The 13,015-nt window shown below is 41.4% G+C and carries 13 protein-coding genes; 8 read left to right on the top strand and 5 right to left on the bottom strand.

Annotated features, from left to right (window positions below):
- Both QXE01_08480 and QXE01_08475 read left to right on the top strand, forming a co-directional pair.
- A partial coding sequence (locus QXE01_08480; protein MEM4971272.1) for an ABC transporter permease occupies positions 1-772 on the top strand: 772 nt, incomplete at its 5' end.
- A gap of 245 nt (positions 773-1,017) precedes the next feature.
- Entirely contained in the window at positions 1,018-2,199 is a 1,182-nt protein-coding gene (locus QXE01_08475) for an MFS transporter (protein ID MEM4971271.1), read from the top strand.
- Positions 2,200-2,556: 357 nt separating this feature from the next.
- Here the strand turns inward: QXE01_08475 and QXE01_08470 are convergent, their stop codons facing one another.
- Both QXE01_08470 and QXE01_08465 read right to left on the bottom strand, forming a co-directional pair.
- Positions 2,557-3,879, bottom strand: coding sequence for an MFS transporter (locus QXE01_08470; GenBank protein MEM4971270.1), 1,323 nt, complete (start codon positions 3,877-3,879; stop codon positions 2,557-2,559).
- A gap of 284 nt (positions 3,880-4,163) precedes the next feature.
- On the bottom strand, positions 4,164-4,385 hold the full coding sequence (locus QXE01_08465) for a hypothetical protein (GenBank protein ID MEM4971269.1): 222 nt from the start codon (positions 4,383-4,385) through the stop codon (positions 4,164-4,166).
- Between the two features lie 49 nt (positions 4,386-4,434).
- On the opposite strand from QXE01_08465, the gene QXE01_08460 reads away from it, so the two are divergent.
- Complete coding sequence (locus tag QXE01_08460) at positions 4,435-4,866, top strand: hypothetical protein (protein ID MEM4971268.1); 432 nt, start codon at positions 4,435-4,437, stop codon at positions 4,864-4,866.
- A 532-nt stretch (positions 4,867-5,398) separates the two neighbouring features.
- On the opposite strand, the gene QXE01_08455 is transcribed toward QXE01_08460, so the two are convergent.
- Positions 5,399-5,776: a hypothetical protein gene (locus QXE01_08455; protein ID MEM4971267.1), complete on the bottom strand. Its 378-nt coding sequence runs from the start codon at positions 5,774-5,776 to the stop codon at positions 5,399-5,401.
- Between the two features lie 204 nt (positions 5,777-5,980).
- Between QXE01_08455 and QXE01_08450 the strand changes: the two genes are divergently transcribed.
- The 4 genes from QXE01_08450 to QXE01_08435 all read left to right on the top strand — a co-directional run bounded on the left by QXE01_08450 (position 5,981) and on the right by QXE01_08435 (position 9,954).
- Positions 5,981-6,757 (top strand): acetoacetate decarboxylase family protein, encoded by a 777-nt coding sequence (locus QXE01_08450; protein MEM4971266.1) that lies wholly within the window; start codon positions 5,981-5,983, stop codon positions 6,755-6,757.
- Positions 6,754-7,632 carry a fumarylacetoacetate hydrolase family protein gene (locus QXE01_08445; protein ID MEM4971265.1) on the top strand — a complete coding sequence of 293 codons (879 nt, stop codon included), beginning with the start codon at positions 6,754-6,756 and terminating at the stop codon, positions 7,630-7,632. Before QXE01_08450 ends, QXE01_08445 begins: the two co-directional genes overlap by 4 nt.
- Before the next feature lie 92 nt (positions 7,633-7,724).
- Positions 7,725-7,892 (top strand): hypothetical protein, encoded by a 168-nt coding sequence (locus QXE01_08440; protein MEM4971264.1) that lies wholly within the window; start codon positions 7,725-7,727, stop codon positions 7,890-7,892.
- Positions 7,893-8,532: 640 nt separating this feature from the next.
- The gene (locus QXE01_08435) at positions 8,533-9,954 is read left to right on the top strand and encodes a glycosyltransferase family 2 protein (GenBank protein ID MEM4971263.1); all 1,422 of its coding nucleotides are present in this window, start codon (positions 8,533-8,535) and stop codon (positions 9,952-9,954) included.
- A gap of 367 nt (positions 9,955-10,321) precedes the next feature.
- On the opposite strand, the gene asd is transcribed toward QXE01_08435, so the two are convergent.
- Positions 10,322-11,386: an aspartate-semialdehyde dehydrogenase gene (gene asd / locus QXE01_08430; protein ID MEM4971262.1), complete on the bottom strand. Its 1,065-nt coding sequence runs from the start codon at positions 11,384-11,386 to the stop codon at positions 10,322-10,324.
- Positions 11,383-12,480 carry a hypothetical protein gene (locus QXE01_08425; GenBank protein ID MEM4971261.1) on the bottom strand — a complete coding sequence of 366 codons (1,098 nt, stop codon included), beginning with the start codon at positions 12,478-12,480 and terminating at the stop codon, positions 11,383-11,385. The genes asd and QXE01_08425 overlap by 4 nt, the downstream gene beginning before the upstream one ends.
- Before the next feature lie 189 nt (positions 12,481-12,669).
- Between QXE01_08425 and QXE01_08420 the strand changes: the two genes are divergently transcribed.
- The coding region (locus tag QXE01_08420) for a dihydrofolate reductase family protein (protein MEM4971260.1) at positions 12,670-13,015 on the top strand (346 nt) is incomplete at its 3' end.

Below are 13,015 nucleotides of genomic sequence, written 5' to 3'. Positions count from 1 at the left end.
TGTATTCATAGTAGTGATCCCCCTTATGTGGATGGGGCTATTCGGTAAGAGCCTGAACTTCTCAGTTCTCTTCAGAATCCCCGATATACCTGGGGCTGAGCAGCTTAGGAGCCAACTGCAAAGAATCATAGAGGAGTATATAGTTAAGAGGTATTTTGGGGGTTACGACTACTTCTCCTTCTTTGTTGTGGGTATGTTAAGCGTCTTTATACTATTCACAACGATGTGGAGCGGTATGAGCATTGTATTCGATAGAAGACTTGGTTATCTAAACAGATTTCTTGTGGCACCTATACCGAGGTTCAGCATAGTATTAAGTAAGATCCTATCCTCAGTTACAAGGGCCTTAATACAGGCCACGGCCCTTCTCCTAATAGCATTGGGGCTTGGTCTTACTCTTAAGAGCGGTATTAGCTTCTTCGATATCCTTATACTCTATGTTGTTATAGCTACTCTAGCACTTTCCTTCTCATCGATATTTACAGCTGTAGCTGTTAGGATCACAAGCCACGATCTAGTGATATCAATAGCAAACCTTGTAAACCTACCTCTAATGTTTACTAGCAACTCATTGTTTCCAATAGATCAGATGCCCCAGTATCTTCAAATAATAGCTAAGGCTAATCCGATTACACATGCCAATAATATAACTAGGTTTTACTTGTTGGGCATAGGAGATCTTGGAACTGTTGCCATATCAGCAATATATCTAGCGGTATTTATGGTAGCATCGATAACTATTGCTATAATCGCTTCTAGAAAGATTGAATAGCATGGGTAGCTATCACCCATGAGGGCTCCTACGACCCGCTCTTTTCTATTAGATAGTAGTAAGCAGGGATTTGCTGAGGTATGGATAACAGGGATGAGAGGTTCTATGAAGCTTTATATAGGAATAATCGAAGAGATGCGGGAAAATGAAGGTTGTGAGAAGCATGAGGACCAATGGTAGAAAGCGGATACTAAAAACCCTTTCTAATCTCTATAAACCTCTGAGAGAGCCGGGGTTCTAGAGCCATGGTGAATAAAGTAGTAGTTGCAGGTTGGCTGGGCTGGTTCTCTGTTTTTGCAGTTAGATTTGCACCATCACCAGTATTGGTTTTAATAGAAAAAAGCTTTGGCGCCTCCCATAGCGATGCTAGCCTAATATTTACAAGCCACCTTCTAGGATATGCGATCATGCAGATCCCAGCCGGTATTATGAGTGATATTTTAGGACCATTGAGGGTTATAATAGCTGGTCTTATAGCTATGTCGCTTTCCTGCATTGCCATGGGTTTCAGCCCCAACATATCTACCATGGTGATACTGGCCTTCATAGCAGGGCTGGGCGCTGGAACCTTCTATACATCAAGCACATCACTGATCTCAACCCTATTCAGCCCTAGCGAGAGAGGAAGAGCTCTCGGCCTTGTATATTCTGGAATAGGTGCGGGAGCCTCGGCATCGATAATCATAGGGGGGCTATTAGGAAACATAGGCTTGTGGAGAGAGATATTCTATATAATCTCTATACCTGGCTTAATAGCCTCCCTCATATTCATGACTATAAAGCCGAATCCTGTGGGTAAAAGCGATTCTATTCAGTATCAATCAAACATATGGTCCCTCATGTTTCAAGTTCTCCAAGAGAGAAGTATAGCTATCTATAATATAGTTCATGCCCTTCTTCTTCTAACATACTTCGCCGTAGCCTCTTTCATGCCAACATATATTGTTTCCACAAGTGAGTCCTCAATTCTCTATGCTAATCTTGTTTCTCTCTCGCTATCGATACCAGATATATTTGGAGGATTCATCGGTGGGTATTTAATTGGGGCGTTTGGCGCAAGGAAAATAATCTATATTAGCTTTCTATCAATAGCAGCTACAAACCTCATAATCCCCTATCTAAAACCCCCTATATATGTAGTGTTTCTACTACCTGTGATAGGATTTATGTCACGAGCCGCAGCCACGGCCCTCCCCATATTAGTCATCGAGAGCACACCCAAAGGTATTGTAGGTTCCATTCTAGGCTGGTATAATTCCATAGGATTTATAGGAGGCTCAACAGGGCCTTACCTCTTTGGAGTTATAGCTGATACAGCTGGGTTTACATTATCGTTCAACACAATCTCCATATTTCCTATTATATCAATAATTTTACTCTACATATCTCACCCCCGATCTTCATATTTAAAATATAAGTATTATTAATATTATCTTTATCCTTGTATATAGACTGTTTCAGATTTAGCGATATATTTAAATATTTTTTAATCACTTGTACTTGATGAGAGATGGATAGGAAGCTGAAAACGTTAGGAGAACCGTTGTCCTTGGGGGTTAGGTTAATAGGTTTGGTAGACAAGTACCAAGAGAGATAGAGGACGTATGTAGGAAGATGTTGTAAGAGATGCTAAGCTATGCTCTAGAACATTGTGTTTCTCAAGATAACCCCAATCGAAGAAATAAAAGCTAGGGAAACAATTATAAAAATATAGAAGCACTGCAAGAGAGGAAAGGCTGAAATATAGGTACAAAAATAACTCCCGGCCCTATAGGTAATAGGCCTTAGATCTTTGCTAACTCCTCAACGGATTTCCTAGCAGTTTCGATTCCTCTGAGATACCATGCGAGAGATGCGACTAACCCTATGGCCCATATTACTGATGCTAATAGGAGGAATAGATGGGCTGATATATAGGTTTCGTAAATAACAACTGCTATTATGGATAGATTTGTTATTAGTGTTATAAAGCCTATTGTAGATGCTCTAACCCCTGTTGGGAACAGTTCACTCTCCAGAGCGCTTAGAGAAGCCCAAGCCCATTCTGAAAATATCATGTTTATGAAAACAACTATGAGAAACATAGCTAGTGGTAAGATGCCGTGGATAGCTGCAAGGCCAACTGCAGATATAGCCCCACCAAGGTAAGATAGGAGTGTCGAGATCTTTCTACTTCTATCCATGAGGGGTATTAATAAAAAGGCTCCTAGAGAAGCACCTATATTAGCTATTGCTATATTCAAAGGTGCCACTTCGATCCCATAGGCGAATCCAGAGGCGTAGGGGGCGTAATATGCCACCATATTATACGTTGTATATTGTGAAGCTGTTATAGCTATCAATATAGAGAGCCTAAAGCGATATCTAGAAATAGCTTCCCTCAAACCGACCCCTCTAAAAGACTCCATAGCTTTCTCTAGGCTCTCGCCAGAGATATGTAGATCTATTTTACTGCCAACAACACGTCGAATAACTTCTATAGCCTCTCCATATCTCCTATGCTGAACAAGCCATCTAGGTGATTCAGGTAGGTGTAGCCTAGCTATTGCTATTATCGCTGCCAATATCGCTGATGTAAGTATCACAGAGTTGATCTGGATGTTTATATCCTCATATATAGATCTATAGTAGAGTGAGAGACCTGCTATCAACGCTGCACCAACATTCCACATGTTAGCAGAAAGCATTATAGCCTTTCCCCTATGCCTTGCTGGCGAGAGCTCTGCTATAGCTGAATATGCAGCCCCAATCTCCCCTCCAATACCGAAATTAATAGCCGACGTCAGGATCAATAGCTCTAGAAAGCTGCCATGAAAGGGTACTAACAGAAATGCAGCGATCGTGTAGATAGTTATAGCTATTATAAGCATAACCCTCCTACCATAGAGATCAGCAAGCCTACCTAGAAGAAAACCACCTAGCGCGAAGAACGCAATGTTAACGGCAAATATAAAAGTGGCCATCTCAGGTTCTACTAGATACATTATAGCAGGCACTATTGTGAAGAGGATACCATCTAGGAAAAATGTAAGAGATACTATAGTGAATAGCTTCCAATGCTCACGAGTCCAAGAAGCATTATCAAGGATCTCCCAAGGCGAACCCATTCTCTCCCCAGAGTTATATATCTTTATAGCTAATATATAAATTTATTTATAGATATATAATAACGTGGGAAAAGATAACCACCATAACATTTAATAAATAGCTAATAGCTAATAAGAAGACCTTTGAGAAAGACTATTTGCTCGGCCATCCCAAGAGTCTATAAAGCGAGTAGGGTCTTTCGCATCTTTGATAATAAATATTCATAATCAGTGTTATAAATAGTCTTATAGCTATAAGATCTGCTCTTCTCGATATCGGGAAACCAGTAGTTTTGCTGTCTCAGCTATAAGGCTTTCTCTGATGTAACAATCCTCAATATATATAAGAGGATCAATATAATAGTTATCGATGATAGTATTTCTATGTAGAAAGGCAGTGGGATCTCCATATAGATTGCTCTTAACATAGCTATTAGAGCTATTGCTATAGCGTATCTTGAGGGAAACTCTCTATAGGATCTACCCATTATACCAGGTACTATGAGTGGGCCGCAAAGAGAGCCCATAATAACACCTAAGAAGCCTATTAAAACCATGTGTAGGGAATCTATTTCCATGTTAAAAAATATAGATATAGCTCCTAATACCCCTAATACTTTAGCTATTGTAGATCCTATACCATATATATTCTTAAAAGATATCTTATTAAGTACTAACACGAGTAACCCAGGGATCAGCATTAATGCTTTTGATGAGGAGAAAAAAGAGAGTATAAGTAGAAACGCTGAGATAGATATATATGTTGTTAGAAGATATTTTGAGATATTATATCTAAACATTGACGGCTCAACCCTAATCATCATACTTATAGCGGATAGAAGGGGGAATGAAATGCTATATAGAGGATTTAGATTAAATAGAAACGTGATCGATGTATGGACTATGCCAAGGATTGTTAGAATATTAGGTAACTTCTGCCAAGAAGTTCCAAGACCCTTAGCTATATATATGCTCCCAAGTATGAGGCTTGAGATTGATAAGAAATAGGGCCAAAGATCTATTTGGGCGGCTGTTAAGAGAATACCTATCAACTCTATCATAAGGGTTATGAAGCTAAGAACTCTATGGGGCATATACCCTGTATAACTTGGTATCTGCGCCCACATAATGCCAAAGTAGAAAAGCCTGATTCCTAGGAGCATAAGGATTGCATGAGTAGATATGTACCTTGATAGAGTTGATAATAATCCTATAATCAGTAATACTGATGAGAGAATTATTAGGATCCGTGAAACCAGGATCCAGGCCCAAAACCTATCTTTTAGAAAAAGTGATGCCGACAACCAAGATTTCACCATAGTATCCAATCCAGAGAACCATATTCTTCTAGCAATAAATAGGTCTAGTGAAAAAGCTCTAGAGAGGTGATAGGTGAAATTCAGCTGTTTCTGATCTATCGATATTCTGAGCTATATCTACGAGGTACTAATTCATACAACGCAATAGATCACCTACTAAAGCTGACCCCTTCACCCTAGAGTAGAGTTTCAATCATAGAGTATTTGGTTTCTAGGAAGTACTAGTCCCTAGAACTTTCCAGAGCTTCTTCTATATAGGATATAGCCTCTCCTAGTGAGGCTGCAATCTCCGGCTGGAGATCCTTTATCGTTAGTCTTACACCCTTAACTATAGATGCTATCCCAGCTAGATCTCCTGATATTGTGCCTAGCTCGATTAATGTTCTTAATCTCTCAGATATAGATTCCAGCTCAGCTAGAGCCTTTACCAGGATCTTTCTTTTCACCTCGATCTCCTCAGCCATGGTATCCATACCCCTTTCCCTAAGCATAGAAGCCCTTCTCTCCATTACCTCTGAGAGAAACCTTAGCCTGGAGATGGAGATACTTATATTAACTAGCGCTCTCGCCAGCAAAAGCCTTCCAGACCTTCTAGACATATATCATCCTCCTCACATGTTGGGCGGGATTTCACCTCTTCCGTTTCTCATATTAGTTCTCTGAGAGGGATTAATGGTTTTGCCAGCTTCTTCTCCCAACTATGGAGCAGGCTCCAGCTGTTACAATCGATCTATAAAACTCCTCTATCTTATTAGATTTACAATATAAATAAGCCTGATGAGGATGATGGAAAGGGTCTATATATGGGTGCATATACACATGTCATTACAGAGAGTGGGAGATCCTCGATAGTTCCTGAGGGACCATATCACTATGGGGTTGAATATATAGCGGTTCATCTCAAGGTTAATAGTGATAAGGCTCAAAAGCTTCTCCCAAAGTTCCTTAGGGCATCTGATGAGGCATGGATCTATGTAGCTGACTTCGTAACTGTTCACGGCAAAAATATCGAGTGGATCTATAGGGTTCCCGATATGACACAGTATAAGGAGGCTGCGATCGCGTTAAAGGTTTACTATGAAGGAAGGCCATATTCTTATTTCCCCTTCATGTGGGTTGATAAGGATTGGGCTCTTATAAGAGGGTGGCTTAATGGATATCCAAAAAAGATCGCTGAAATTGTTATGAGCAAGATTAACCCCTTAAACCCTGTGCTAGGTGAGATCTCGAGAGGAACCAGGCTTGGGGGGTACTGTAGCAGACTAGGAAGACGTCTCTTAACTATTGTAGTGGAGCTTGAGGAGGAGACAACCGAGATCCCTCTTAGGGGCTTCGGCCCTACACTCACATATAGGCATTTCCCAGCCACATATAAAGGTCAGCAGGAGCTATCTGAGGTTCTTGAGATAATAAGGAGCAACTATAGACTGGGAAGGGCGTGGAGGGGAAGAGGTGAGGTTGAGATAGGCTATGGAGATAATGACGAGGTAGATCTAATAGAACCTCTAAGCATATTAGGCGGATACTACTATACAGCAGGCTATACAATTGAAGGAGGGAAGGTGATAGGTAGACATTGAAGCTAGCAACAGCTATCTATAATGGAATGAAGATCGTGGGGGAGGTTAGAGGCGACTATCTATATATAATAGGCGAGGGGGATCTCAGCAGATATCTACAATATAGCGGAGAGCCAAAAGGAGAAGTAGTAAAGCTCTCGGAGGTAGAGCTTCAACCACCGCTTATAAACTATGTTATATGCGTTGTAGTGAATTCAGCTAAGATGCTTGGCTACGATAACCCTGAAGAGGCTAAGAAGGAGCTGAGACACCCTAGGTTCACTGTTAAGACGCCAAATACCTTAATAGGTGATAAATCCGTGATAAAGGCTCCAAAAGAAGGTATCAGACCTGAAGTGGAGATAGCAGTTATCACAAGGAGAAGGATAAGGGGGTTCTTCAATATAGAAACAGATATCTTAGGATACACAGTTTTCAACGATATAACAGCCCCAGCGCTTGCTAAGGAGGATGCATACTATGCATATAGAAGAGATATTCTAACGGGCGAGATAAGGAAAGAATATGTGCGGGGAGCTCCTTTTATCAGAAAAAACATAGATACTTTCGGCCCTATAGGCCCATGGGTTGTAACACCCGAGGAATTCGGTGAATTCAGAGGAAAAGATATGCTATCCCTATTTGATGGAGAAATAGTGCAGAAGGGAAGCAGTAGCGAACTCCTCTTCGACGATAGAGAGGTAATAAAATACCTAGCAAGTATAATGACGATAGAGCCTGGAACTATAATAAGCCTTGGCAGTATAGGTTATGTAACTCAACAAAGGGATCAAAGCGAATATGTGCTCCCCAATAGGGAGGGTATTCTAGAGGCAGAAGTAGCGGGGATTGGAAGGCTGGTTAATAGGGTTATAATTGAAAGCCTCGCTCTTTAGGGCGGGGATGATGGGATGCTTATGAGCTTTATTCCATAATCCTTTTGGGCCTCGGCGGGCTAATCTCTAATAGCTATGACACCCCTATCTCTATGCCCACTAGGCCCAGGAGTGATATCTCGATCAGAATGGTGATGATAAGGATGCTGCCAGATGGGGAGGCTGAGGAGGGGCTGAGGAAACTATGTGATATCTCCTCAAAGCTCTGGAACGAGATCAACTATGCAAGGAGGAGGCAGTTCTTCGAGACCAAAAAGTAGATCTTAAAGCTACGTATAAGGAGTTCTACGAAAGATATAAGAAGCTGATTGGATCTGTAACAACACAGCAGGTTCTGAATAAGAATGATGCTACCACCATTCATAGCCAGGGTTAATCCGCCTGGATATAGGAAGAGGGGTAGATAGAGGTTGAGCATGTAGATGAGGAAAACACATCTAGAACATGCCCAATATGCAGAACTATAGAGAATCACGAGAGAATATCGAGAGGGCTACTCAAATGCTCCAAGCATAACATCGCATTCAACGCAGACCTCGTGGGGGCATTCAATATCTTGGCTAAAAAGAAGGCCATAACCCCGAGCCCCGCACTATGCGGGGTAGGGGTAACACGCCTAAGACCAGGCGAGAGGCTGAACCAGGCGAGAGCCGGGATGTAGCCCAAACCTCCCCGCCCTAGGGGGAACCCTCGCCCTTCAAGGTGAGGAGGAGTTCAGCTTTGTTAGCTTCAACCTCTAGGTTGGAGAAGTTAGATCTAAAGAATCATCGATATCCCCGGATTTCTACAAAAACCTGAGAGAATAGTAGAGGTCTTATTAAAACCTCTTATAGGCATCTATGCTTTTCTATAGTGGATTTCATTAATTAGGTTTAGGAGAATAAAGAGAATGGTGTTGCATTGATAGAAGTAATCGCTGCAGCCTCCCTCATAGCTTCTGCCTTTATACAGGCCCTCCATATATTCTACTCACTTGGATATAGCAGATATAATCACTTTAAATATAGATACAATAACTCAGACACTATCTCCAATTCTAATCCATATCCATATATAACCATTGCTATACCAATAAAGAACGAGGATCCAAATATTCTTAGAGAAACTTTAGAGTCGTGTTTAAAGATAGAATGGCCTAGAGATAGGATCGAGATCCTAGTAATATCAGATGATCCTGTAGAGAGGAGGGAAGAGATTAGAAAAGCCGTTGAGGATCTACGGGGCCACGGTAATGCTATAAAGCTTATTTTTAGAGATAAACCAGATGGTGGGAGAATAGGGGCTTTAAATCTAGCTATTAAGGAGGCTAGAGGCGATATACTCCTCCTTCTAGATGTAGATACAAAGCCATCCCAAGGAATAGTTAGGAGAGCTGTAGATATGATCAGCGGTGGATGTGATGCTGTGGTTTTTAGATGGAGGGGTCACTATACATTTGACACAAGGCTTGCTAGGGCTCTCTCAACCGCTATGGAATTCATAGTTGGGTCTCTCTATAGAGGGAGAGCTGGTATCGGATGCCACTTAGTCCCCCTAGGTAGCGGTACTGCGTATAAAAGAAGCGCGTTAATAGATGTAGGCGGTTGGGATAGTGGTATAGTGCAGGATGATTATTGGATGGGGATAAAGCTATTCGAGAGGGGGTTAAGGATCTGCTATTGCGATGAGGAATATGTTGAGGTTCTCGTAACATCTACATATAGGGCCTTTAAGATCCAGCAGTGTAGGTGGAGCTTCGGAGCTGTGCAAGCTATTAGAAAGGGTATAGGGAAGATCAGAGCTTCAAAAGCCCCTCTCTGGAAGAAGCTAGAACTAATGATATACGGGCTTCAATATATACCTACAATAGCGATAGCGATTTCAACCTATATATACCCAATTCTCCTAATATTCCACATAGGCCCTGATCCTCTCGAGAGTATCCCACACATCTTTATCCTATGGCTTATAATATCAATCATATATATTGTAAGATATATAGAGATAGTCATGAAGAGGCAAAATCTACAGCTCATAGAGGCAATCAAGAGATTGGGAACCTCCTCTGCAGCTACATCATCACTATCTCTACACATAGCTATTAATCAAATCCAGGGTATGTTGCTCAGCAAATATAGATATACAATAACACCTAAAGGCTCAAAAGAGAGGCTATATAACGGAATTGGATTATCAGAAATGCCTGAGATTTTATCTATAGTAGCACTCTCCACAGGAATTGCCATATCAATTATCAAAGGATATATCTTATCAACAATATGGCTAGTTCTCCTCATATCAGGATATATATATACATTGCTAGTAATTGCCAGAGGAAAATAGATATCTAAAAACTATATAAAAACATATCCATGTCTAGGAATTTCTATAATTCTATAATAAAAGTAAGGATCGTTTTAATCAGCTGAAAGCCATATCCATAATAGAAGGAATAGTTTTAGGGATATTAGACCCCTATATAAATAACCTATATGGCTATGGCTGTGATGAGGGGTGCAAAAGTTGATCGATGATATACGCGCTCTTCTCTGAGCATATTCCATAATATAGTATCGTGGATCGCCGCCCTCTTAGAGAAAAGAGTTTTGATCTCGATCGATATGATGTTCAAAGCGGTGTGATCATTAGAAGATCTCGATCACCACATTTTAACCTTATTTAAAAGATCTAAATTATCTGTTTTACAATTTCATCTCCTTAGTAATCCCAGATATATACTTGCCTCAGCATTCAAAATAGTATTGCCCGCAGCACCCCTTATAGTGTTATGCCCTAGCGCTACAAGCTTCACTATATACCTTCCACCTCTTTCTGATATCCTGATTCTCCCTACAGATATCGACATGCCACCCTCTATATCTCTATCCAGCCTAGTCTGTGGCCTATCAACTGCTTTATGGAGCACTATAGGTCTTCTAGGTGCTGTGGGTAGTTTAGCCTCTTGAGGTAGTGATCTGAAGGATTCATATGCTTTTAGAAGCTCCTCAAGATCGGGCTTTTTCTCGTAATGAGCATGGATCACAACCATATGTCCATCACTTACAGGAACCCTCGTGGTTGTTGCTTCGATGGATAGTAGTTGATTAGGCTCTATAACATCTCCAGAGATCTTCCCAAAGATCTTTTTCGGCTCTTCAGATAGCTTCTCCTCCTCATTTTTAATATATGGTATAACATTGTCCTGAATAGCCATCGATGGGAGGCCCGTATATCCTGCCCCTGATATCGCTTGGAGAGAGACTGTATCTATGTGTTGAGGAACCCCCAATAGATCTATCATAGGTTTAAGTCCCATCGAGAGAACCGTTGATGTACAGTTAGGGGTTTTCACTATAATTCCTTCACCAACTCTCCTTCTAACCCTTATGATCTCTAAGTGGAACATATTGATCTCTGGTATTACCAGGGGGACTCTGGGATCAAGCCTCATAGGACTTGAATCAGAGAACACAGCATAGCCTCTAGAGATGAACCTCGGCTCTAGCTCCCTAGAAACCTCTGTTGGTAGTGCTGAGAATATTATATCGACACCTCTGAACTCCTCAGGATCCGGCTTTGAAAGTCTTATCTCAGATACCTCATCAGGGATCTCACCGCCTATCACCCATGAAACAGCATCCCCATATCTCATACCAGCCTTCTGTGGAGAGGCGCTTAGAGCTACTAAGTTGAACCAAGGATGCTTACTAAGGATCTTAACGTATCTCTGTCCAACCATTCCAGTAGCTCCGAGAACCGCTACATCGTATCTCATAGCCCAAACACCTCCCTATGTACTTCCCTTACAAGGGTGTGAGGATCTGTTTTAGAGTATATTATAGCCTCTAGATCGTCGTAGTAACCTACCTTATAATCTATATCAAGTCTAGAAGCTATCTTCGATATAAGCTCCCCAGAGCCCCAGCCAACTATCGATGCCCCCTCCTCAAATGGGGCTATAACCTTTACCCCCGGCTTTCTACACGTTCTACAGATCCTCGTTCCCCTCATAGATAGATCTAGTACCATGATCTCGCCATCATAGTCGCCTATATATTCAAACGTCTTTCTATTCAGCCCTTTAACCCTATATCTCGAGGCCCTTTCACCCTCGGCAAAATCCATCATATCTACTGTTTTAGCATTAGGCACGATCTTAGGATCAGCTGTCATGATACCCGGTGTTTCCGTGAATAGATATAGCCTTGACGTTGTGAGAGCCCTGGCTATGAGAACTGCGGTCAGATCCGAGCTCCCCCTACCCATAGTGGTTATATCGCCATCATGTGTAACACCTATGAACCCAGGGATTACTGGTATATATCCATCAGCAATTATCTTAGATATCGATGCAGCTATATTACCTAATGTTATATTAATTATAGGTGATGCATCTCCAAATCTATTGTCTGTTATCAGACCTATTTCCCACGGCCACGCAACATATGCTCTATACCCTTTATCACTAATCATCTCAGCGAATAGCGCTGCTGAAAATCTCTCGCCTATCGATAACACTCTATCCCTCGCTCTAGGATCTTCGGAGCATTTCTCACCATACATAGCCAACTCTTTCTCTAATGATAGGGCATACACTCCCATTCTATCAAGCCCTAGCGACTCTATGAAGCTTCTATGTATCTCTACCACCTTATCCATAGACGATCTATCACCATTACATAGCGATATTAGAAGATCTGTTACACCTTTTACTGCAGATATAACAATCACTGGTGTATATGCTGTAAATACGTTTTTATCCAACACCCTTATAACGGTATCTACGTCCTGCGGCCTCCTTATCAGAGATCCTCCTACCTTAGCAACCACAACCTCTTGTTTTAAGCCCACCTCTAATTTTGCCCACACCTCCCACCCCCATCGCTTTATGAATAATGGAATTATCACGCTTATAAGCTTTAACCAGCTATGTGTCGATATAGATCAAGCCTAGATGATCGTCTTCTAATCCTTGATGAAGGAGCTCCATAGTTAAAAGTCTATAATATGGAATACATTAAGATTTTTGGGAATAAATATATTTGAGAAATAACACGGATGTTGGCTAGGCTGGTTAGCATGGCTAGTTATACCCAGTCTGAGGGTAGGCCTTATGTAATAGTTTTTGTCACAGCCACTATCGATGGGAAGATAGCCTCTAGAACTAGGTTTAGTAGTCTTAGCTGTCCAGAAGATCTTAGAAGACTCCACATGGCTAGAAAAGAGGCGGGGGCTGTGATGATTGGAGCTAATACAGCGAATATAGACGACCCTTCTCTTAGGCTGAAGTACTTTGAGGGGGAAAACCCTGTAAGGATCGTTGTTGATGGTAGGCTCAGCATTAGAGAAGATCTAAGGCTGGTGAGGGAGAGGATTGCGAGAACGATTATCTTAACATCACAGG

The organism is Sulfolobales archaeon (assembly GCA_038897115.1).
Lineage (GTDB): Archaea > Thermoproteota > Thermoprotei_A > Sulfolobales > AG1 > AG1.
This window is presented reverse-complemented; position numbering and strand designations above follow the sequence as displayed.